We start from the raw sequence: 22,224 nt of genomic DNA on the forward strand, positions 1-22,224 counted from the left end.
GAGATATATGATGAAACCCACGTCCGAAACTGAACTGGCCCAGATGGTTGCCGGACTTACAGGCGCCGTGCGTATCACAGGCGGCGGCACTCGTGGCATTGCGGGTTCCGGCCAAGTGATTGAAACCTGCGGGATGACAGGCATCACACTGTATGAACCCGGCGCCTTAACGCTGGTTGCGCAGGCCGGAACACCGCTAGCCGAGGTTGAGGCCGCATTGGACGCCGAGGGCCAGCAACTGGCCTTTGAGCCGATGGACCATCGCAGCCTGTTGGGCACCCAAGGCGAGCCGACCATCGGCGGTGTGGTTGCCGCCAACATCTCGGGGCCGCGCCGCATTCAGGCAGGCGCATGTCGCGATTTCTTACTGGGGGTGCGATATGTCGATGGCACCGGGCAGGTGATCAAAAATGGCGGGCGGGTGATGAAGAATGTCACTGGCTATGATCTGGTCAAGCTGATCTGTGGGTCCTGGGGAACGTTGGGCGTGCTGACCGAAGTGTCGCTGAAAGTCCTGCCCAAGCCGGAACACACAGCAACGCTGTCAGTGACCGTATCTAATGCAGAAGCAGCGATAAAAACGCTGTCCGCAGCGCTTAGATCTCCGTTCGAGGTCACTGGCGCAGCTTATGACCCGGAGTGCGAAAAAGCCTTTGTTAGGGTCGAAGGATTTGCGGACTCCGTCGCTTACAGAACCGAGAGGCTGACATCCGAACTGTCTGGGTTCGGCCAGATCGCAAATGTCGATGAACCGGCAACGCTGTGGACGGCGACCCGCGATGTTCACGCGTTCCGGGGCAAGGCTGGCGACGTGTGGCGTCTGTCTGTCACGCCCGGTGACGCCCCGATGATCGCGGCGCGGGCCGAGGCTGAACAGGTGTTCTACGACTGGGGCGGCGGTCTGATCTGGCTGCGCCTTCCTGCGGGGACCGATTTGCGGGCGCGACTTGGCACTTTTTCTGGTCATGCAACCCTTGTGCGCGGCGATGCGGAAACGGTCGAGCGGCTGGGCCGGTTCCAGCCTGAGAGTGTAGCTATACAGGCTCTAATAAAAGGCATTCGGGCGAAATTTGATCCCCGAGGGCTGTTTAACCCGGGGCTGATGGGGTAGGGTAATGCAGACAGATTTCACCGAAAAACAGCTGCAGGATCCGGCGATCCAACGCTCGAACCAGATCCTGCGCAGCTGTGTTCATTGCGGCTTTTGTACCGCCACTTGCCCGACTTATCAGGTGCTGGGGGATGAGCTCGACAGCCCGCGCGGACGGATCTACCTGATCAAGGACATGCTTGAGAATGAGCGTGTCCCGGATGAGAAAACCGTCAAACATATCGACCGCTGCCTGTCCTGTCTGGCCTGCATGACCACCTGTCCGTCGGGCGTTCACTATATGCATCTGGTCGATCACGCGCGCGAGTATATCGAGCAGAATTACAAACGCCCGCTGACCGATCGCCTTCTGCGTTGGGTTCTGGCGCAGATTCTGCCCTATCCGATGCGGTTTCGCTGGGCCCTGATCGGGGCCAAGCTGGGCCGTCCCTTCCGGTTTCTGATGCCGGATGCGCGGCTGCGGGCGATGCTGGAGATGGCACCAAAACATATCCCTCCGGTCAGCCGCAACGATGACCCGCAACGCTTTGCCCCTAAAGGAGCGCCGAAAAAGCGCGTGGCACTGATGACAGGCTGCGCCCAAAAGGCGCTGAACACGGATATCAACGACGCCACGATTCGCCTGCTGACCCGACTGGGCTGCGAAGTCGTTGTGGCCAAAGGCGCGGGATGCTGTGGTGCGCTGACCCATCACATGGGCAAGGTGGCTGACAGCCATAAAGCGGCGGCGGCCAATATACAGGCCTGGACCAGAGAGATCGATGGCCAGGGGCTGGATGCCATCGTCATCAACACCTCAGGTTGTGGTACGACCGTCAAGGATTACGGGCACATGTTCCGAAACGAGGCTTTGGCGGCAGATGCCGCGCGGGTTTCGGCGATTGCCATGGATATCAGCGAATTGCTGGTGCAACTGGACCTGCCCGGAGGCCAGCACAAGGGCATGACCGTCGCCTATCATGCCGCTTGTTCTTTGCAGCATGGGCAAAAGATCAAAAACCATCCCAAAGACCTGTTGAAGAATGCGGGTTTCACCGTGTTAGAGCCTTCAGACAGCCATCTGTGCTGTGGCAGCGCCGGGACCTATAACCTGATGCAGCCCGAAATCTCGGGTTTGTTAAAGCAACGCAAGGTTCGGACGCTTGAGGCTAAGAACCCTGATGTTATCGCTGCAGGCAATATTGGTTGCATGATGCAGATCGGTTCGGCCACGCAGATACCTATTTTGCATACGGTCGAGCTGTTGGACTGGTCCACAGGCGGGCCGTTGCCGCGTGCGATGCAGCAGGGTCATGAGGTGGGAACGGCCGTGCCGATCCTGCGTTAGCTGCCTGATGCAGGGCTGCATCAGATAGAACGGGAAACGTACCGGCCCTATTTTCGCCGTACCCGACAGCTATGAGTATGCGCTGGAAGCAACGCCGGAGAACCGCTTGAAAAACTGGATCAAGGCTTTTGCGCTGGCACTCATGCCGATGGCCGTACTGGCGCAGGATAGCGGGCTGAAAAGTCTGGACACCACCGATGCCGGGCGGGCCTGGATGGCTGTCGGGCGCTTGAATATTGACGGCGAAGCATTCTGCACTGCGACGCTGATTGCGCAGAACCAGGTGCTGACGGCAGCGCATTGTCTTTATGATAAGGCCACAGGCCAACGTATTGACCTGTCTAAGGTCGAATTTCTTGCCGCCTGGCGTCTGGGTCGGGCATCAGCCTATCGTGCGGCGCGCAGGGCGGTGATTCACCCCGATTACTTTTACGACGACGAAACCCCGACCAACCGGATCGGTAGCGATATTGCGCTGATCGAGCTATGGCAGCCAATCCGCAGTACCTCGGTCATTCCATTTGATACCGGCGATCGGCCCGTTCGCGGACAGGAAGTTGGGGTAGTGTCCTATGCGAAGGACCGCGCCGAGGCGCCATCATTGCAGGAGGTCTGCTCGGTCGTGACCGGCGTTTCCGAGGTTCTTGTCCTGTCCTGTGATGTCGAGTTTGGATCCTCCGGCGCCCCGGTATTTGCGTTCGAGGGCGAAAGACCACGGATCGTCTCGGTCGTGGCGGCCAAAGCGGAATTCAATGGCGAGCCTGTGGCCATAGGTACCGCGGTCGAGGTTTCGTTGCCTTTGCTGCGGAGTGAACTGTCCGCCGGGCGAGGGTTCAGCGGCTCGGAAACCGGCGATTCGGCAAGCCGTCATATTGGCGCCAGGTTCGTCCGGCCATGATGCGATTTTGGGCAAGCCTGTTTTTATGCCTGGCTATGATGACAACGATGTCCCAGGCGCAAAGTGCAAAACGCAAACTCACCGACCGCGATGACCTATATGGCTGGGAGGCCGTCGGCCGCCTGGATATCGGCACCGAGGGGTTTTGTACGGGTACGTTGATCGCACAGGATCTGGTACTGACCGCGGCCCATTGCGCCTTGGACAAAAGAACCGGTCAAGCCTATGGGCCAGGGCAGGTAACCTTTCGGGCAGGGCTAAGCGACGGAACTGCGTTGGCAGATCGCAAGGTGGTGCAGATCGCGGCACATCCGGATTACACACGTTTCGCTCAACTGTCGCCCGATGCCGTGCGCGTTGATGTCGCGTTGATGCGGCTGGATCAACCGATCCCCTATTCCGTGGCCGATCCCTTTGCGTTGCATAACGGGCGCGTGGCGGGGGATGAGGTCAGTCTTGCATCGTATGGTCGGGGCCGATCGAATGCGATTACGCGGGAACGGTCCTGCAAAATCCTGCAGCGCTATCAGGGCCTGATCACATTCAACTGCGACATTACCTTTGGGTCCTCGGGTTCGGCTCTGTTGGCGCGAAACGGTCCGCGCTGGCAAATACTTTCAGTAGTCTCTGCAGTTGGTACGGATGGTCGGCAGAAAGTGGGATTCGGTATGGAATTGCAGGAAATTGTGGCCGATCTGAAGGCGACTCTGCGCCGGGATGCCCCTAAACCAAAGGCGACAATAAAGCGATTGCAGGTGGGATCAGGCAAGTCGGATACCGGTGCGAAATTCATCAGCTCCGGAGGGGGTTGAACTCGGCCAGAACGTTTCCCATGTCAAATGTATCGGGTCGCCGCAAACGGGGCCTGAGACAATCGAACGCCCGTCCGATCGGAGGGCATTACGTTCATCGCTCAAACATGAGGATACGACATATGCGTACATTTGACTTTGCACCGCTGCACCGCGCCACTGTAGGTTTTGACCAGATCGCTGACATGATGGATCGCGTTCTGACCAATGATGTGGCTCAACCCAGCTATCCGCCCTACAACATCGAAAAAACCGATGTCGACACCTATCGTATCTCGGTTGCTGTTGCCGGTTTTTCCGAGGCCGATCTTTCGGTCGAAGTGAAAGAGAATTCGTTGGTCGTCGCCGGTAAGAAAACTGCGGAAGACAAAGATCGCAGCTATCTGCACCGCGGCATCGCCACCCGCGCGTTCGAGCGCCGTTTTGCCCTTGCCGACCACGTTCGTGTTACCGGTGCCAGCCATGAGAACGGCATGCTGAATATCGATCTCAAGCGCGAGGTGCCCGAAGCCCTGAAAGCCCGCCGGATCGAGATTTCGTCCAGCAAGGCCATCGAAAAGGATGTGGTTGACGCCAAAGCCGTAAACTGAGGCAGTCAGTCACCACGCCGCGGTAATCGTTCCTCTCTGGATTACCGCACCATGCGCCCCGCGTTCCTCCAGACGCGGGGCGTTGCCTTTACGGCCATCTGTACAGCGAAGGTTTGGGCGGATCAGACCGACAGGCAGATGTATTTCATCTCCAGATAGTCTTCCATGCCATGATGGCTGCCTTCGCGGCCCAAGCCGGATTGTTTGACGCCGCCAAACGGGCCCAACTCGGTTGAGATGATGCCGGTGTTCACACCAACGATCCCGTATTCCAGCGCTTCGGCCACTTTGTAAACGCGGCTGAGATCCTTGGCATAGAAATACGAGGCCAGACCAAAGATCGTGTCATTGGCCATGGCGATCACGTCGTCTTCATCCTCGAACTTGAACAGCGGTGCCAGCGGGCCAAAGGTTTCGTCCTGCGCCACCAGCATGTCCTGCGTCACACCGGTGACAATGGTCGGCTCAAAGAAGGTGCCGCCCAGATCGTGCGGCAGGCCACCGGTCAGGATTTGGCCGCCTTTGTCGGTTACATCCTTGATATGTTCCTGCACCTTTGCAACGGCGTCATCATTGATCAGCGGTCCGGTGGTGATGCCTTCGTTCAGGCCGTCGCCGACGTTCAGAGCCTCGACCGCGGCCTTCAACTTGGCCGCAAACGCGTCATAGACACCGGCCTGCACATAGATGCGGTTGGCGCACACACAGGTCTGGCCGTTATTGCGGAACTTGCACATCATCGCGCCTTCGACGGCGGCATCCAGATCGGCATCGTCAAATACGATGAACGGCGCGTTGCCGCCCAGCTCCATCGAGCATTTCATCACCTGTTCCGCCGCCTGCCGCAGCAGGATGCGCCCGACTTCGGTTGAGCCGGTAAAGGTCAGCTTGCGCACGCCGGGGTTTTCGCAGAATTCCTTGCCGATTTCGCTGGCGCGCGACGAGGGCACCACGTTGAACACACCGGCGGGGATGCCTGCCTGCTGGGCCAATGCGCCCAGAACCAGCGCCGACAAGGGTGTCTCGGCGGCAGGCCGGGCGACAAAGGCGCATCCGGCGGCAAGCGCCGGCCCGGCCTTACGGGTGATCATCGCATTGGGGAAGTTCCAGGGCGTGATCGAGGCCGCAACGCCGATGGGCTGCTTCAGCACCATGATGCGTTTGTCGCGCTGATGACCTGGAATAGTCTCGCCATATACGCGCTTGGCCTCTTCGCCGAAAAACTCGATGAACGAGGCACCATAGCCGATCTCACCCACGGCTTCGGCCAGCGGCTTGCCCTGTTCGGCGGTCAGAATCTTGCCCAGATCCTCGGCGTTTTCCATCATCAGATCGTACCAGCGGCGCAGGATCACCGCGCGTTCCTTGCCGGTTAGCTTGGCCCATTCCTTTTGCGCGGCCTCGGCCTGAGCGATGGCACCTGCAACCTGTGCACGGCTCAGATCGGCGACCTCGGCGATCACATCGCCCCGCGCTGGGTTGGTGACGGAAAACGTCCCATTGTCACCATCGACCCACTGGCCGCCGATATAGGCCTTGGTCACCAGCAGATCGGGGTTTTTCAGAATGGATTTCAGGTCGGTCGTAGTATCCAGCATGGGTCAGACTCCGGCAGAAAAGGGTTTGCGCGCACCCAAACAGGTGGCGTCGCATTTGTCTATGTCCACTCGGCGGGCAGGATCAATCCAGATTTGATCAAATTCATCGTTGCAGAGTGCAGATATCTCGCCTGCGTGGCCTATCTTTTTCGATACGAAATTGTAAAAGTCTCGGTGATTTGAGGGATCAAGGGGATGTAAATGAACATAACATTCCCTATCTTATTGGGTAAATAAAGAAAACAGGGGACAGCAGAGATGTCGAACCAGCAATTCGAAGCGTTGATTGAAGAAACACAGACGAAAGTGCGCGAAAGCCAGTCGCAGATCCAAGGGCTGACCTCGCGGATTGAGGCTGCACGGGCCAAGATTGGCACGGCCGAGGCGGATATCGATATCGAGAACGCCACTTTGGAAGATGTGCACGCCCATACCGAAGTCATGAACGCCAATATCGCCGAGCTGATCATGGGTCTGGATGACGTCACCAGCGCATTCTCTAAGGATTTTGACGAGATGCGTTCAAAATCCGGGTGGGAGACGTTTGTTGGCATCTTCTCGAAGGGTAAATCTGAATCGATGCGGCAGGAGCGGATGCGCACAGCCAGTATTGACGACAAGCTGCAGGACCTGATCGCCAAATCCGACGTGATCGTGAAGCTGCTGGAAGGGCAGCTGTCGGTGCTGGAAGAACAGCGCGTGAAGGTTGAAAACAACCTGACCGGAACGCTGGATGACCGCGAGGCCACCGTGGCCGAGCTGGAAGCGCTTCGCACTGAAATTCAGGGCATGGACCCGACGATCATCACGCTGGAGAACAAGATCAGCGTCGAACAGGACGCCGCCGCGCGCACCCAGCTGGAAACTGAGCTGGCCGAGCTGAACAAGCAATACAACGCCAAGGTTCAGGAAGAGCAGGTCAAGCTGGCCAAGTCGCAAACGCTTGAGCGCTATATCGAAAAGGGCAAGACTTGGGTTGACTCCCTGCAGAACCAGGCGGCGACGCAGATGGTGCTGATCAACAAGCTGCAGACAGACACGCAACAACGCGTGGTTCTGTATGACGCCCTGACCAAATCGCTGAAAACCGCGCAGCAGCAGGACGTGGCCCACCGCATCAACGAGATCGGCGTGCAGACGGACCAGGAGGCGCAGACCGCCATGGCCGCCATCGGCACCGCGACCAACCAGAAGATGGCCGACATGCTCGAGGCGCATGAGGACCACATGGTTTTTGCCCGCGACGTGCTGGAGAAAAAGGCCAAGGCGGATGAACGCTTTGCCCGCCGGTTTGCTTCGATTGTCGAGAAGCATGATAAGAATTTGTATGGCGGATGAGACAGTCTAGTAGTCGTAGAATCGGAGACCTCTGGCTTACCCTCCTTCTAATAGCCTCACCTTTCGCTGCATTTTGTCTGGCTTACATGCTTCTTTCACTGGACGCCTTCCCGAGACTGGCAACCCTTCTTACTTTGTTTGTTTTTACCGTTGGCCCGATTTGTTTGGTGATTGGGTTATTGGCCCTCATCTTGTACCTATTTTGGCTTATCGTTAGTCTTTCTTCCCGTACGAAGCAGCGGGGAATGAACCAAAGTGATCCTCCTGCCTATGACTAACCCCACCCAAGACCATGTCGGCCTGACCGATACCTTCGCCTCGCGTCGTTACTTTCGCAAATTCGAGGTAATCACCGTCCACCTTCTGCGCGTGGCCGCGACGATGGAGGCGGAGGGCGCGATCTCAAAACAAGAGGTGCGGATCGTGTCGAGCTATCTCTCGGGGCTGCTCTACACCTTCCGTGCGCTGTCCATGAAATACCTGCTGGTCGGGCGCGATACGGGGCGGTTCTTTGGCAGCCTCGCCATGGACAAGCGCGACAGCGGCTTTCCGGTGGCGGCCGAGCTGCTGACCATGGCCAATGACGCGCAGCAGGCGCAGGTGCATCTGGCGAATATGCCGTCCGAGGATGAGCTGAAAACCGACATGGTTCGCACCATCATCAGCGACCGGGAGATCCCGACCAAGCTGCAATTCGCGCTGTCCCAAAGGCTCTATTACGAGGAATTGCTGAAGGGTGAGCTGTTCTGGGCCCGCAACGATCCCGAATGTCACTGGATTGGCAATGAGGGCGAGCGGCGAAAATTCCTGATCCACTGGGCCGTCTATGACAGCCAAATAAACCTGCCGGTCATCTACCTGATGGAGTTGGAGGATTCGGGGCGCACGGCCCTGCCCAAAGATCAACGCCGCTGGCCCGAAGTGCAGGCGCATCTGATGGCGCAATCCTTGGGTGGTCTGAAACTGGTGACCATCGCCAAAGGCTTTGATCAGGATTTCGACGACCTGCATCCCAAACACCTGCGCCGCATTCATGTGGGGCCAATGTATTCCTCGGCCTTTACCGAGCAATCCGGCCCGCTGCGGCAGGTGCTGGAGGATGCGAAATCCCCTGCGGGTCAGGATTGGGCCTTGGCCTGGACCACTGAAGCGCTGCGAAGCGAGGATGTGATTCAGGAACGCTCAGGCTGGTTCGGGACTGTCGACCGCGAGGTGTTTGCGCTGGACCCATTCGGCGGGCAGGGGGCCGAGACGGGGGCGACGCAAACCGAGCGCTCGATCATTCTGCCACAACGCCCGTTCCAGGTACTGGCCGAGCGCAACCCGCCGGGTTTTGGTGACGTGCGCAAGTTCGTCGTCAGCAAGACCGGGCAGGTGTTGAGATATTGAAGACAGTAAAGGCTATTTTGAGATGAGTTTGACGTCAGACCAGATGGAATTGCGCGAAGACGATATTCGCAAGCACTACACCGCGGCCACCGCTTTGCTGAACGGGTTCGAACACGCCCCGCGGATTGCCAAAGCGGTTGAGGCCGCGGTTGAGAGGTCGCCGGGCGTATCCACAGGTCGGCGGTTTCGGTCTACCACGCCGGGTCTGGTGACACGGCGCACTGTGCGGGCCGACGGGGTGCATCTGGTGGAACGGATTGAGGCGTCTGATGATGGCGATACGCTGGTTTCACCCCCGCAGGCCACCACGCAACAGGCCATTCGCCGCGCCATCGCCATCGCTCTGGCCGTGTCTGAGGCCTATGCGGAACAGACCCCGCTGACCGATCTGAAACGCGCGAACCTGGCCGGGGATCTGCCCGCCGCGCGCAAGACCGAATTCTCGGAATTGCTGACGGCTGAGGCCTTAATCACCTCGCACACATTCGGCAATGCGCTGGCCTACCTGATGTCCTCGCATCTGGGCGAAACCACCGTCGATATCGGTGAGATCGAAGAGGTCCTGACCGACAACGGCCAGCTTGCCCTCCATGGCGCTCTGTGGGAGTTGGACCAGACGCTGGCCAAACACGCCCCCGACGACGCGCATCTGATCGCCGCCACCAGCGCCTATGCCGAGCAACTGATGGAGAAGGCCGCCCTGCGCGCGCAGACTGCAGGCCATCTGGCCCCGTTCCAGAACGCCGCCTGGCATATCGAGGCCGACGACTTGACGATCCGGGGGTTTGAGCCCGCCTCGAAGGCCAAATCCACCACCCTGACCATGACGTTCAAGAAGCCGAACGAGGTGGTCGGCAACCATATCGCCAAGTATCAAGCGATGAAGCTGGCCAAGATGGTAATGGCCTATGACTTTGACCGCCGCCTGAACCCGTTCGCCGAGCTTGGCGGGTTCATCTTCACCTTCATGGGCGACGGCAAACCGGGCACCGGCAAGACCACCCTGATCCAGATGATGGCCGGACTGATCAACGACTATTGCCAGAACGCGGGCTATCCGTTCCGCTATCAGAACCTGAGCACCGATAATATCGACAGCTATCAGGGCAAGTCCGGCCAGAACGCCAAAGCCTTTATCAACACGATCATCGACCCCTCGGTCATCGGCTTCGGCACCATTGATGATATCGACCAGCTGGCGGGCAAACGCGGCGACCGGCAGTCCAGCGCCGGGCAGTTGGAAATCACCGCCGTTCTGATGGAGAGCTTTGCCGGCGCCAACACCGTCGTGCGTGGCAACTGCACCTTTGGCATGTTCTCGAACTATCCCGAGAATGTGGACGACGCCCTGCGCCAGAGGGCGGGCGCACGGTTTCTGGTGGACGGGCCGCAAACGCGCGAGGATTACATCGACATCCTGCACCTGCTGATGGGCCGCAACCACGACATCCCGCTGGGCGAGCACGAAGCCTATGCCGCGCAAGAGATCAAGAAGGCCGTCGCTGCCAGTTTCGAAAGCCACTCCCGGCCGCATGAAGAGGCTCTCTTGCAGGTCTATGACCGGGTTTCAGGGCAGATCGGGCAGTTGGACACGATTGCCAAGATGGGCACCTACCTGAAGGCGATCCAACAGGCGGATGAACGGTTCACCGGCCGCGCGATCAAGAACATCACCGATGCGGTCAAGGTCCGCGCGATGGATTTCGAACTGCCCGACGAATGGATGGAGAACCCCGACCTGTTCCTGTTCCGCGACTACGTCACCAAGAAGGCCATGATCGAGGACCTGCGCCAGCCGATCACGGTGGAAATGGTGATGCAAGAGATCAATCGCTACGCCGACAGCGAGTTCCGCTATGCCGACAAGAGCGACGAGGTCGCCATCGACAACGCGGTGCGTGAGATGGGCCGGATGGAAGAGGCCAAGCGGCGGTATCTGGAGGGGAAGTGACCTATCTGATCGCCATAGGTCTACCGCTACTGGTGAGTACTGCGGTTGCTATACTAATAGGTTTACGAGCCTATCACACGGCTCGTGCGACCAAAGAGAATGGAAAGGAATGGCTTCTTCCATTGTTGGCCTACGGTGCGGCTTGCGCACCTCTAACAATTCTTGCCAGCTATGCTTTAACGGATGTTTTTGTCGACCGCTTTGCTGTGGACGCTGGCAACGCAAATCCCGCAGATGTTATGGTCTATTTTCAGCTACAGTTCTGGTTGATAGCAATACCCGTTGGATTCGCGATCATTTTTGCCTTCGCAAGAGGATTGCGCGCATGAGTTTTGAGTTAGAGAAAATCGTGGTTCTGGTTGAGCGTGATATCGCGGCGAAGCCGCGACGCGCCCGACCCGCTCCCCAGGGCGGGCGCGTTCCGCACCCACCCTCGGGCCGGGAGCATCGCTACCGTTGCGCGGGAAGGCAAACGTCATGATCCGCCTCATCGAAAAAGGCCTGATGTTCGGCAACCTCGTCCACATCTCCAGCCCGGCTCTGGTCGAGCGGTATAACCGCGCGTTGCAGCATCTGGCGGGCAGGACCACGGCGTTGACGGATTTCCATGTCGATATCTCGGGCTACTCGCCTGAAGTGGGGATTGAGCTGGAGGATGAGCTCTACCTCAACCCCAACGGGGTCAACCGGCAGTTCATCCTGCTGACGACCGAACAGAAACGTGCGCCTCTGCTGAACGTCAAATTCTCGACCTCGCGCGATATCCTGCGCGAATTTATCGAGATGAACGAGGCGCAACTGTTTGCCCTGACCGCCACCGATGCGGTGGCCGGAGAACTGGTGAACTCGGTCTTCAAACTCAGCAATCCCCGCGATCTGTTCAACCTGCGCAAGATCGAGATTGAGGCCGACACCGCAGGCGGCACCCTGCGCAAGGCCGAGCAACTGGCAGGTATGGTCGAACGCTTCAAGACCGAAGAGGATGCATGGTTCGACGATGTCCTGATCGCCAAAATGATCGAAACCTCGAAGGAAACCGGTGACGTCACCCGCAACCCGGTCCGTCTGCGCCATACGGCGTTTGAGCAGCAAAATTTCTGGACGGCGCATTTCGGCGGGCTCTATCTGTTCCCGGATCTGGATCATCCGGCGGCTATCTGCATGGGCGAAAAGCCCGACGATCTGAACATCAAATACACGTTTGACCCGTCGCAGCGGAACCAGATCGCCAAGTTCCTGGACTATAACGACCTGGTCGAACCCATCGTCAAGGCGCGCGGCGTGGATGCTGCTGCGATCCTGCAGCAAAAGATGGACTTCCTGACCGTCGACGCGGCCGCTGATGCCGGGGTCGATCTGACTGGCCTGAACCGCAGTGATATGCGTCGGCTGGCGCGCACCCACGCGGATCGGTTGCCAGAGGCCTATCATGGACTGGCGCAGCTATTGCGTTGGGCGACGGATGGCGGGCGGTGGCCCCGGATCACCTCGGATCATTCGGCGTATTTCTATACGCTGCGGGCCGCCGATACGCCGAACCGTGATCTGGTGAACATGCTGCTGGCCGAATTGGCCCCACTGGACCCGCGCCAGATGTTCATCTGCCACAAAGAGCTGTTCTATAGCACCTACAAATCCTGGTCCGAGGCCAAGAAGGCCTATGTTGCTGATTTCCTCGCGCGTGAGTATCAGGTGGACAAGGCGGGTGCCCGCGCTGTCCTGTTCGGACATGAGCCGGATATGAGCGGTCGAGACAGGATCAACGAGACCGTTATCGCCCGCGTTGGTCCCTGGGGCGCGTTAGGAAAGGATTGAAATGTTCGGAGCGATGCGCCTGTTTCTGGTCCTGCTAGTCATCCAGACCGTGGCCTATTTTGCCCTGTCGCTGTATTCACGCAGTGTGCGTCGCCGCAGGCTAGAGCATTGGTGGGACGAAAAGGGCAAAACCGGAGACAAGGCAGCCTTTGTCGCACGGGGGCTGCACGTCTATGACAATTCGTTCCGGCGCAAATTGATCCTGGGTGTCTATGTTGTGCCTTGGGTAGCGATCGGGTCGCTGATCTACATTGTGAACTACATGTGAGAGGTAAAGCATGGCCTATTTGAAATGGGCATTCATTCTGATTTTCTGGGGAACGGTCGCCGTAGTCCTTCAGTATTCTCTGCCGCAACGGGATGTGGTTCGGATCGTCAACACCTATGAAGAACGGCAGGACCTGAACGACTGGACCCGGATCTTCTGGTCCGAGCCCGATGATCAGTCGGCCAGTCTGTCGAACCGGGATGTACAGTTCATTCAGGCCGTACGTGCCAATGGCAAACCGATTGTGTATCGCAACGAAGATACCAGCTGGGGTTGGCCGCCCTATTTCAAATTCGACACTGCCAATTTGTATACCGAAGCCAATGACGCGATCTCGGACAAAAACGACCCGGACTGGGTTGCCGTGACGCATTATGGCTGGCGGAATGAGTTCATGTCGATCTTTCCAAACGCTGTCTTTATCAAACATGTCGATGGTCCGGATGCGCGTCTGATCCCTTGGTTCAACATCGTCTTCCTGACGGTCTTCTTTGCGATTGTCTGGGCAATCTGGGTGCGCTGGCGCAGGTTCCGCCAGGCGCGGATCGATCCGATGATCGAGAGTGTCGAGGATGGGTTGTATGCAACCAGCGACGCCATCGGCGAGCATCGCAACCGATTCCGCAAATGGTTGGACAGTTGGAAAGCAAAGTGACGTGAATTCCCGGCGGGTCTTGGGGCTGTGCGCCTACCGCCGGGATAGCCCTTCATCGAACGATGAACTCGGCGTGTAATGCTCCGGCCGCTTTGATCGTTTTCAGGATGTCGATCATGTCGCGGGGTGAAACACCCAAAGCGTTAAGCCCTGCGACGACTTCGGACAAGGTCGTGGCCTCGGGAATTTCCGCCAGACCGGTGCCTTCCTCTTCTTCGATACCGGCTACGGTACGCGGAACCACGACGGTTTCGCCTCGGGCGAACGGGTTCGGCTGAACCGCGATAGGGGCCTCTTCGACCGTCAGTGTCAGGTTGCCCTGCGAGACTGCCACGCGTGAGATCCGCACTTCCTGACCCATGACAATCGTGCCCGAACGCTGATCGACTACTACTCGCGCCTTTGTTTCTGGCTCTACTAGGATATTTTCAATGCGCCCAAGCGCATGCGCGGTCGAGATCGCCTGTGTCGCTGCAATATTCAGTTCGACCGTCCCGGAATCGCGCATGATCGCTACGGCCCGGTTGAATTCGGTATTGATTGCCTGCTCGATCCGACCGGCGGTTGTGAAATCCGGTTCACGCAGAGCCAGGCGCATTTGGGTCAGATCGGAAAGCTCAAAGTCGATTTCGCGTTCGACCCGAGCTCCGGATGGGATCACACCGGATGTCGGCACCCCTTGGGTGACCGAAGCCGCATCGCCTTCGGCAACGGCGCCACCCGCCAAAACCGACCCCTGCGCCACCGCATAGATCTGGCCATCTGCGGCATTCAGAGGTGTCATGATAAGCGTCCCGCCCAACAAGCTTTTGGAATCGCCGATTGCCGAAACGGTGACGTCAATCTGCCCACCAACCCGCGAAAAGGGGGGCAGGCTGGCGGTTACAAGAACGGCGGCCACGTTTTTGGGGCGAAAATCCTCACCATTCACGTTCACACCAAGCCGTTCCAGAATATTGGACATGATCTCTTCGGTGAACGGAGAATTCCTGAGCCCATCGCCGGTTCCATTCAATCCGACCACAAGACCATAACCAACCAGATCATTGCCGCGCACCCCGTCGAAATCGACAAGGTCCTTCAGCCGGATTGCCCCGGCAAAAGACAGGCTCGGAAGCAGGATCAGGAGAATGGCAAGTAATCTCATCTCAGGAAATTCACCAACGATAGGTTCGCGTTGCGAACAGTGACAGAATACAGGCTTTCCAATTGAAATTGGACAGTCTGCAGTTGCACTGCGGTTTGATACGGGTCCGCGGCGATCAGAGATTTTCGGCTGTATTCCAGGCTTGTACGCGCCGCCGCATTGCGCGTGGCGGCTTGTTCAATCCTGGCTTCGGCGGCGCCAACTTCCGCCCGCAAATTCACTGTTCCGTCCTGCGTGTTGGCAAGCTCGCTCCCGAGTTGGGTGAATAAGGACGTCCGCAGATCATTCGGCAGTCCCAGACCATCGACCGAAACCAGGGCGGCAACGGCGATATCCCTTAACGCCGCTTTGAGTGTTGGATCGGTCGCAGTGATCGGAATGGAGACACTTTCGTTTTCCGAAATGCTCATCGGTGCCAGAGTTGTGTCTGCGCCCTGATAGATAACCGCATCGAAACCCGCAGGATCATTGAACCAGTCTTCCGCAGCTTGTGTGATGTCCGTGAGTGTTGTCAGCCCCGTCAACTCAGCCTCTAACGCTGTCAACAAGGTATCCGCAGATGACAGAGGCGATACATCAGTATCCACGCCGGAAAACAGGTTTCGGCCACCCGCACGGGTATTCAAAGCAGACATGACCGTATCCAGCTCATTTCTGGCCTGAACAGAGGCATGTTCATGGGTGACCGCCTGATTGGATGTCCCATATGCCAGCAAGGACGACGTCAGGCGCCCCACCGCGTCATCGATTGTTGTCAGGCTAAGCTGCATGGCGTCGGTGAACAGGCCAGCTTCGGCTGTGGCCACCTGAAAGGCATCCAGGCGTGACAGGTTTCGATCCATATCCAGAAGATAGGAATAATCCCCGTCCAGATGGCCGGAGACATCCTGCACTTTGCCTGAAGACATCTCATAAGACAGGGATTCGATCTGATTTTTGATATCAGTCGCCCGCGATTTCAGGGTCAATCCGCGCGCGAGGTCGCCCATAGAGGTTACATTCATCATCACAGCCTCAACAACGTATCCATAAGTTCATCGACGACCGAAACCAGTCTGGCATTTGCCGCATAGGCTTGTTCGATTTGCATTAGCCGCTGCAATTCCTGATCGGTATCGACGCCCTGTTCGGCCTCAATGGCCATCATTTCCAGATTGGCGCTGTTTGCAAACACCCGCCGCCCATCGGCCACATGTGCGTCCGACCCAATCCGTGACAACAGCGCCTCTGAGATGTCTGCGGCAGGCATGTTTCCGGCCCCGAAAACAGCGCCGGAAACAGGGCGTTCGTCGTTCAGAATTGAGCTGAAGGCGCGCAGCTGGCTGGCATCTCCGGCGCTGCCGGGTGTGGCCGCACCCAGCCCGGCGCGAAGTTTCCAGCTCTCTCCTCCGGCGTCCGGGTCGACGATTGCGTTCAAGCTGATGCGCGAGGCCAATCCCGTCACCGATGCCGGATCAAACCGGTTGCCGTCATCGGTGAACACGCCCGGATCCGTGGCCAGCGCGGTCGGATCCAGCCCCGGCGTTTCGAACCTTTCGATAAGATCGCGCGCAACAGCATCCAGATCGACCTGAGCCTCAACCGCGATTTCATCCCGAATCTGGAATTGGGCCATCAAGGCACCGCCGCGAATTTGGGCAAAATCGCCACTGGTGCGGACAGTGTTTCCGTTCATCTCAAGCCCGGACAACAACCCGTTTGCCAGGGTCATATGGGGCTTGGTGTCGCCGGTTGTCGAAAAGGAGAACTCGGCCGCAGTGTTTTCCAGCAATATCAAGCCGCCATCAGAATAAAGCGAGACCTGATCATTGTCCCTTTGAATCACATTTACAGGAACCAGTTCGTTGACCTGATCAATCAGGACCTGTCGTTGATCCAGTATCCCACCAATATCGGCGCCGGAATACTTAATGGCCGGGATCTTGGCATTCAGCTCTTCAATATCCTTGAGGGTCTGATTCAGGGTGTCGACCTGTTTGCCGATGGACCGGTCCGCGTCGGATCGCATCTGACGCAACCCTTCAGAGGCTGCGTTCAGACCGCGTGCCAGATCCTGAGCCGTGCGCGCTACCTGGTCCAGTCGTTCACTGGAATCCGGCAGGCTTGCCGCTGTTAGCAGGCTGCTGTCAAAATCAGCCAGCCGAACCGAAAGCGATGCGGGATCATCGGCGGACCCTACCAAAGATTCCAACCTTGTGTGAAAGTCTGAAATGGTGGTGTGGAAGGCCAGATCGGCATCCGTGGCCCGGCGGTTGGACGTGAGGACGGGATCCTGATGACGAATGACACCTACGGTACGCACGCCGTGACCGGAAATCGTGTTGGTTGCCAGTTCCAGTGACCTGCGCGCGTAGCCGGGCGTCAATGCGTTTGCGATATTTTCGGACACAACCGCCGCACCGCGACTGGCGGCGGTCAGGCCGCCCAACGCGTTGTTCAATGCTGTGGACATATTCATTCTGCAGGTCCCTTTCCTGAATCAAAACCCTGATCAGCGTTTGATATTGGTTGTTTCCTGAAGCATCTCATCCACCGTTTGGATAACCTTTGCGCTGGAAGAGTAAGCCCGCTGTGTCTGGATCATTGAGGTCAGCTCGGTCGCCACATCGGTAGTGGATTCTTCGCGCGCAAAAGAAACCAGGTCGCCGGTTGGCCCGTCCCCCGCATTCCACAGAAAGAACGTCCCGCTTTCCCGGGATGGTGCATAGGTCTGGCTGTCCAGCGCGGTCAGTCCATTTGGGTTCGGAACATCCGCCAATGGGATTTGGTACATGCGTCGGCTGACACCGGTATCGTAGAACGCATAAACATACCCGTTTTCGTCAACCTGAACGCTGGTCATGGTGCCGACCGCCGAACCGTCGCGCGTGATCGAAACTGGTGCAAATGTATCGGACAGTTGCGTGATTCCGTCGGCATCTCCGATTTCCCCTATATTGATCTCCATTGGGCCGCCGGCCACGTTCACCACAACGCTGCCGGTTGCTGGGTCATATGCACCGCCGGTGACCGCAGTTACGCTGGCCAGCGTGCCACCCGCAGTTCGGCTATCGGTGAAGGTCAGGGTGTATTCACCGATAATGGTGCCGCCCGAGGCTGAATCGCGCATGATCATCGTCCATTCGTTACTGCTGCCGGTGGCCGGCACTGTAGGGACGAGTTCGATATCAACGCTTTCGGATTTTCCCAGATTGTCGAAATATTCAACGGACAAGGGTTGCATGTCGCCAGGGGAACCCGCATCCGTAGCGGTCGCGGGCAGGTTCATGCGCAGATTCATCTGCGTCGTGGGCGCGCCCGACAGTTGATTAACACTGAGCTGAATGGGTTCAAGCGCAGCTGGAGTGTCACGCGGAACCGCAGGGATGGTTCCATCCGCATTCGCACGCCAACCCAGCAGAACAAGCCCTGATTCGGTGACCAGATATCCTTCTTCATTGGTGCGGAACGACCCTGTCGTGGTCAGCAACATCTCATTCGAACCGGCCGCGATCTGAGAACTTGGTCGTACAGGCATCATGCCGCGCCCACGCACCGCAAGGTCGGTGGAGTTGTTGGTTGTCACCAGCGAACCGCGCTGGTCGATCAGGCGTTGGCTGGTGGTGCGAACGCCCCCAGCGGAATAGCTGCCGCCCTGGCCGGAGGTGACCATCGAATGGAAATCGGTTTCGACCCGTTTATACCCGAAGGTCGACGAATTCGCGATATTGTCCGAGATCGTCGCCAGCCGGTTTGCATTGGCCTTCAATGCGGCCACACCAGCGTTCAGCGAAGAGGAAATTGTCATTGGCACGCCCTTCTGTTGCGTCAAATCTTGATGCAACAGCTAACGCGCTGGGCCTTAACAGCGCGCTAACGGGTAAAATGCCGTCTATCCTTTTATTCTCAGGTGCCGCGCAGAAAGATAATCTCGATCCTGTTGTTGCGTACGGCCATCGGGTTTTCATCCGACAATTTTCGATCAGCATGACCGGTTACGCGGTCCAACCTGAGCGGCGCAACACCCTTGTCCTGCAGCATTTGGCGAACTTGCTGAGCGCGCGAGGTAGACAAATCCCAGGCCGGGTTTTTGGCCAGAACCACCGGCGAGGAACCGACATGCCCTCCGACCGCCATGTCATTTGTCACCAGATCAGAGGATCGGGCCACCAACAATGTCAGAGCACGCAGCATATTGGTTGGTTGGTTCGTCCCTGATTCGAACAGAGGTTGATCCTTGGTGGCAAAGAGTTCGATCACCAGACCCTCATCCGTCACGCGGGTGACGATATGTTTGAGGACCTTGTCGGACACCATGCTTTCGCCGGTTCGCCCCATAAGCTCTGATTCCAGTGAGGAAAAGTCTTCGACCGTTTCTTTTCCGCCGCCGTCCGAGCTGACGCCAACCGATCCACGTGCTTGTCGCGCGGGCGTCGGGCTGCGTTTGCTGGCGCCGGTGCCGTCCATGACCAGAGTTTCCTCGGAGAACATGTTATTGCCGCCAAAGGCCCCATCGCCGCCACCCGAAACCGGGTTTATGGGAATGGTCGGCGAAAAATAATCCGCAAGCCCTTTGCGTTGCTGTTCCGTTGTTGCATTCAGCAGCCACATCAACATGAAGAACGCCATCATGGCCGTGACAAAGTCGGCATATGCGACTTTCCACGCGCCACCATGGTGACCATCGCCACCTGACACACGTTTCTTCTTGATGATGATTGGCGCCACATTGGATTGCGCACCCATCTCCACCACCTTTTTATCACCCAGTTACAGGGGTAGCCGGGCAGGTCTTAAGGTGGGCTTAACACTTAAAACTGTCTTGAATTCCTCACTGCGGTAATGCTGCCCCGGCACGGCGCAGAATCAGTTGCAGGTGGTTGAAACTGTTGCTGATTCCTTCCGACTCGGCCTTGCCGAAAAAACCATCAAGCTCGTCATGAACCCGGACTGCCTGATCCAATAACGGGTCTGCCCCTTCGGCATAAAGCCCGGCTTTGATCATAACCTCGGATTGCTCGTAACTGCCAACCAGCTTGCGGGTTTCCGAGATCATCCGGTTTTCCGCCTCGGAGGCAGCCCCCGGCAGGCTGCGTGAAACCGACCGGCTAAGGTCAATGGCGGGGAAACGGCCGCGCTCGGCGATTTCGCGGCTCAGGACGATATGCCCGTCCAGAACGCCACGCAGAATGTCCGCTATCGGTTCATCCATGTCCGAGCCCGCAACCAGAACGCTGAAAACTGCTGTGATATCACCCTGATCAGCCGTGCCCGGCCCGGTTCGTTCGCAAAGACTAGCGATCAAGGGCGTGACCGAAGGTGGGAACCCGCGCAAAGTGGGAGCCTCACCCATCGCAACGGCGATTTCGCGGTGCGCCTCGGCAAAGCGGGTGACCGAATCGGCCAGAAACAGGACGTTCAGCCCCTGATCCCGCAGGAATTCCGCGACTGAAAGTGCCGACCATGCACAGCGCCTGCGGGCCAGCGCAGACTGATCCGAGGTTGCCGCCACAACCACAGATCGTGCCAACCCCTCGGCCCCAAGCGCATGTTCCACGAACTCATTGACCTCACGACCCCGTTCGCCGACCAGAGCGACCACAACCGCGTCTGCCTGTATCGACCGCGCCAGCGTCGCCAACAGGGTCGACTTGCCGACCCCGGACCCGGCGAACAGGCCGATACGCTGCCCCTGCACCACAGGCAACATGGTGTTCATGATGCTCAGCCCGGTTTCCATCCGCGCGCCCAGCGGTTTGCGGGCAACGGCAGGTGGAGGGCTTTGCAGGATGTCTCTTTCCTGAGTGCCCGACAGCAACGGCTTGCCGTCCAGCGGTTTGCCGAAGGGATCAACGACCCGGCCCAGCCAGTGCAGTCCGGGGGAAAATGCCGGTGTCTGATTTAGAATCACCCGATCACCCAAGCAAACCCCATCGGGTGCAGCGGCGGGTAACATGTGGATCAGATCCGATTCGACATGCAGAACTTCACCCGCCAGATCAGGGCCGCTGCGCCGCCGCAGGGTCAGGTTGTCGCCGATGCGGGCAACGTACTCCAACCCCTCTATTTCTATGACGCCGCGCCCAACACTGGCCACGCGGCCCATATGGCGCATGGCGGACAGACGGTCGAATTCGCATTTCAGAAGCATCGGGTCGAGATTGGTCATCGTGGGTTCTCCAACGGGTTTCTGAAAACGGTTTCTAAAGGAATCGGGGTTAAGCCTTGATTGAAATTGATCGAGGGAGAAGCCCCGATGTTCTCTGACCTGAACGTCTTTAAGACAGCGTACGCAATGGCAACCCATGCCGGGCAACGGCAGTCTGTCATTGCGCGAAACATGGCAAATGCGGATACGCCGGGTTATCAGCCCCGCGATATCGAGACCTTTCAGAAAGCTTTCGAAAATTCCGGGCATGAGGTTGCGATGGCCGCCACGCGGGCCGGGCATCTGAACGGCGCCGCCGCAGCCCAACCCTGGGCCGAGTTCGATGCCGCGCCCTCGGGCGATCCCAACGGAAATGGTGTTTCTCTTGAGGAAGAAATGCTCAAAGCGGTCGAGGTCAAGCGTCAACATGACCGCGCGTTGGCGATCTATAAATCCTCGATTGGCATCCTGCGTACCAGCCTTGGTCGCGGGTGAGGAGGGCTGAGAGATGAGCGATTTTTCCCATTCCCTTTCCGCCTCGACCAGCGCCCTGCGCGCGCAGGCGGCCCGTTTGCGGCACGTCTCCGAAAACATCTCGAATGCGGATACGCCGGGATATCGGCGCAAAACCGTGCCGTTTGAAGCGGTCAGCAAAGATGGTGCGCAAATGGTCGAGACCGGGCGCGTTAAGCTTGATCGTCGCGACCTGTCGCGCATCTATGACCCCGGCCATGCGTTGGCCGATGAGACCGGCCATTATCGCGGGTCCAATGTAGATTTGATGATCGAAATCGCTGACGCGCGTGAAGCGCAGCGCAGCTACGAAGCCAATCTCAAGATGTTCGACCAGACACGACAAATGTCGTCGAGCCTTATGGAACTTCTCAGAAAATAAAGGACACCAGAATGGATATCCGATCCCTGACCGCCGCGCAGAGCTATGCCGTAGCGCGGCCCGCTACACAGCCCGACCCCGACCTTGCCGGAATGGCACAGGGGTTGCGCTCAACCTTTCAGGACTTTGCCGCAACATTGAAACAGTCCGAGCAGATGTCCGGCGCGGCGATGACCGGCCAGGCCGATCCGCACGCGCTGGTTCAGGCGTTGGCGCAGACCGAACTGGCCGTCGAAACCGCCGTCATCGTGCGCAACAAAGTGGTCGAGGCCTATCAGGAAATCCTGCGGATGCCGGTCTGAT

Annotated in this window: 22 protein-coding genes; 15 read left to right on the forward strand and 7 right to left on the reverse strand. The window is 58.2% G+C overall.

Annotated features, from left to right (window positions below):
- Window positions 1-10: 10 nt before the first annotated feature.
- The 5 genes from AC2FIZ_RS12795 to AC2FIZ_RS12815 all read left to right on the forward strand — a co-directional run bounded on the left by AC2FIZ_RS12795 (window position 11) and on the right by AC2FIZ_RS12815 (window position 4,738).
- Complete coding sequence (locus AC2FIZ_RS12795) at window positions 11-1,111, forward strand: FAD-binding protein (protein WP_282022201.1); 1,101 nt, start codon at window positions 11-13, stop codon at window positions 1,109-1,111.
- Window positions 1,112-1,115: 4 nt separating this feature from the next.
- Complete coding sequence (gene glcF / locus AC2FIZ_RS12800) at window positions 1,116-2,438, forward strand: glycolate oxidase subunit GlcF (RefSeq protein WP_496791106.1); 1,323 nt, start codon at window positions 1,116-1,118, stop codon at window positions 2,436-2,438.
- 106 nt (window positions 2,439-2,544) lie between these two features.
- On the forward strand, window positions 2,545-3,336 hold the full coding sequence (locus AC2FIZ_RS12805) for a trypsin-like serine peptidase (protein WP_271950881.1): 792 nt from the start codon (window positions 2,545-2,547) through the stop codon (window positions 3,334-3,336).
- Between the two features lie 38 nt (window positions 3,337-3,374).
- Window positions 3,375-4,148 carry a trypsin-like serine peptidase gene (locus AC2FIZ_RS12810; protein WP_496791107.1) on the forward strand — a complete coding sequence of 258 codons (774 nt, stop codon included), beginning with the start codon at window positions 3,375-3,377 and terminating at the stop codon, window positions 4,146-4,148.
- 122 nt (window positions 4,149-4,270) lie between these two features.
- A complete protein-coding gene (locus AC2FIZ_RS12815) occupies window positions 4,271-4,738 on the forward strand; it encodes an Hsp20 family protein (RefSeq protein WP_142638359.1) in 468 nt (155 codons plus the stop codon).
- Between the two features lie 122 nt (window positions 4,739-4,860).
- Here AC2FIZ_RS12815 and AC2FIZ_RS12820 read toward each other — a convergent pair whose 3' ends face one another.
- Window positions 4,861-6,336, reverse strand: a complete 1,476-nt coding sequence (locus tag AC2FIZ_RS12820) for an NAD-dependent succinate-semialdehyde dehydrogenase (protein WP_142638358.1) — start codon at window positions 6,334-6,336, stop codon at window positions 4,861-4,863.
- A 258-nt stretch (window positions 6,337-6,594) separates the two neighbouring features.
- On the opposite strand from AC2FIZ_RS12820, the gene AC2FIZ_RS12825 reads away from it, so the two are divergent.
- From AC2FIZ_RS12825 to AC2FIZ_RS12855, 7 genes are all read left to right on the forward strand, one after another.
- Window positions 6,595-7,674, forward strand: a complete 1,080-nt coding sequence (locus AC2FIZ_RS12825; RefSeq protein WP_496791109.1) for a hypothetical protein — start codon at window positions 6,595-6,597, stop codon at window positions 7,672-7,674.
- Window positions 7,675-7,944: 270 nt separating this feature from the next.
- A complete protein-coding gene (locus AC2FIZ_RS12830; RefSeq protein ID WP_496791110.1) occupies window positions 7,945-9,063 on the forward strand; it encodes a hypothetical protein in 1,119 nt (372 codons plus the stop codon).
- 22 nt (window positions 9,064-9,085) lie between these two features.
- Window positions 9,086-11,014 (forward strand): AAA family ATPase, encoded by a 1,929-nt coding sequence (locus tag AC2FIZ_RS12835; protein ID WP_496791112.1) that lies wholly within the window; start codon window positions 9,086-9,088, stop codon window positions 11,012-11,014.
- Window positions 11,011-11,343 carry a hypothetical protein gene (locus AC2FIZ_RS12840; RefSeq protein ID WP_281995570.1) on the forward strand — a complete coding sequence of 111 codons (333 nt, stop codon included), beginning with the start codon at window positions 11,011-11,013 and terminating at the stop codon, window positions 11,341-11,343. The genes AC2FIZ_RS12835 and AC2FIZ_RS12840 overlap by 4 nt, the downstream gene beginning before the upstream one ends.
- A gap of 148 nt (window positions 11,344-11,491) precedes the next feature.
- On the forward strand, window positions 11,492-12,829 hold the full coding sequence (locus tag AC2FIZ_RS12845) for a DUF6638 family protein (RefSeq protein WP_496791113.1): 1,338 nt from the start codon (window positions 11,492-11,494) through the stop codon (window positions 12,827-12,829).
- A gap of 1 nt (window position 12,830) precedes the next feature.
- Window positions 12,831-13,097, forward strand: coding sequence for a hypothetical protein (locus AC2FIZ_RS12850; protein WP_271950857.1), 267 nt, complete (start codon window positions 12,831-12,833; stop codon window positions 13,095-13,097).
- A gap of 10 nt (window positions 13,098-13,107) precedes the next feature.
- Window positions 13,108-13,752, forward strand: coding sequence for a DUF1523 family protein (locus AC2FIZ_RS12855; RefSeq protein ID WP_281995572.1), 645 nt, complete (start codon window positions 13,108-13,110; stop codon window positions 13,750-13,752).
- Window positions 13,753-13,804: 52 nt separating this feature from the next.
- Here AC2FIZ_RS12855 and AC2FIZ_RS12860 read toward each other — a convergent pair whose 3' ends face one another.
- From AC2FIZ_RS12860 to AC2FIZ_RS12885, 6 genes are all read right to left on the reverse strand, one after another.
- On the reverse strand, window positions 13,805-14,899 hold the full coding sequence (locus tag AC2FIZ_RS12860) for a flagellar basal body P-ring protein FlgI (RefSeq protein ID WP_496703064.1): 1,095 nt from the start codon (window positions 14,897-14,899) through the stop codon (window positions 13,805-13,807).
- Window positions 14,896-15,903 (reverse strand): flagellin, encoded by a 1,008-nt coding sequence (locus AC2FIZ_RS12865; RefSeq protein ID WP_496791114.1) that lies wholly within the window; start codon window positions 15,901-15,903, stop codon window positions 14,896-14,898. The genes AC2FIZ_RS12860 and AC2FIZ_RS12865 overlap by 4 nt, the downstream gene beginning before the upstream one ends.
- A 2-nt stretch (window positions 15,904-15,905) precedes the next feature.
- Complete coding sequence (gene flgK / locus AC2FIZ_RS12870) at window positions 15,906-17,357, reverse strand: flagellar hook-associated protein FlgK (protein ID WP_281973563.1); 1,452 nt, start codon at window positions 17,355-17,357, stop codon at window positions 15,906-15,908.
- A gap of 33 nt (window positions 17,358-17,390) precedes the next feature.
- Window positions 17,391-18,686: a flagellar hook protein FlgE gene (locus AC2FIZ_RS12875; protein ID WP_271950842.1), complete on the reverse strand. Its 1,296-nt coding sequence runs from the start codon at window positions 18,684-18,686 to the stop codon at window positions 17,391-17,393.
- A gap of 98 nt (window positions 18,687-18,784) precedes the next feature.
- A complete protein-coding gene (locus AC2FIZ_RS12880) occupies window positions 18,785-19,624 on the reverse strand; it encodes a flagellar motor protein MotB (RefSeq protein WP_496791115.1) in 840 nt (279 codons plus the stop codon).
- Between the two features lie 85 nt (window positions 19,625-19,709).
- Window positions 19,710-21,047, reverse strand: a complete 1,338-nt coding sequence (locus AC2FIZ_RS12885; protein ID WP_496689864.1) for a FliI/YscN family ATPase — start codon at window positions 21,045-21,047, stop codon at window positions 19,710-19,712.
- Window positions 21,048-21,134: 87 nt separating this feature from the next.
- Between AC2FIZ_RS12885 and AC2FIZ_RS12890 the strand changes: the two genes are divergently transcribed.
- The 3 genes from AC2FIZ_RS12890 to fliE are packed head-to-tail and all read left to right on the forward strand — an operon-like array spanning window position 21,135 to window position 22,223.
- The gene (locus AC2FIZ_RS12890) at window positions 21,135-21,521 is read left to right on the forward strand and encodes a FlgB family protein (RefSeq protein WP_496689863.1); all 387 of its coding nucleotides are present in this window, start codon (window positions 21,135-21,137) and stop codon (window positions 21,519-21,521) included.
- Between the two features lie 13 nt (window positions 21,522-21,534).
- Window positions 21,535-21,921: a flagellar basal body rod protein FlgC gene (gene flgC, locus AC2FIZ_RS12895; RefSeq protein ID WP_496689862.1), complete on the forward strand. Its 387-nt coding sequence runs from the start codon at window positions 21,535-21,537 to the stop codon at window positions 21,919-21,921.
- A gap of 11 nt (window positions 21,922-21,932) precedes the next feature.
- Window positions 21,933-22,223 carry a flagellar hook-basal body complex protein FliE gene (gene fliE, locus AC2FIZ_RS12900; RefSeq protein WP_142638325.1) on the forward strand — a complete coding sequence of 97 codons (291 nt, stop codon included), beginning with the start codon at window positions 21,933-21,935 and terminating at the stop codon, window positions 22,221-22,223.
- Window position 22,224 lies beyond the last annotated feature (1 nt).

The organism is Ruegeria sp. CDSB022 (assembly GCF_059611145.1).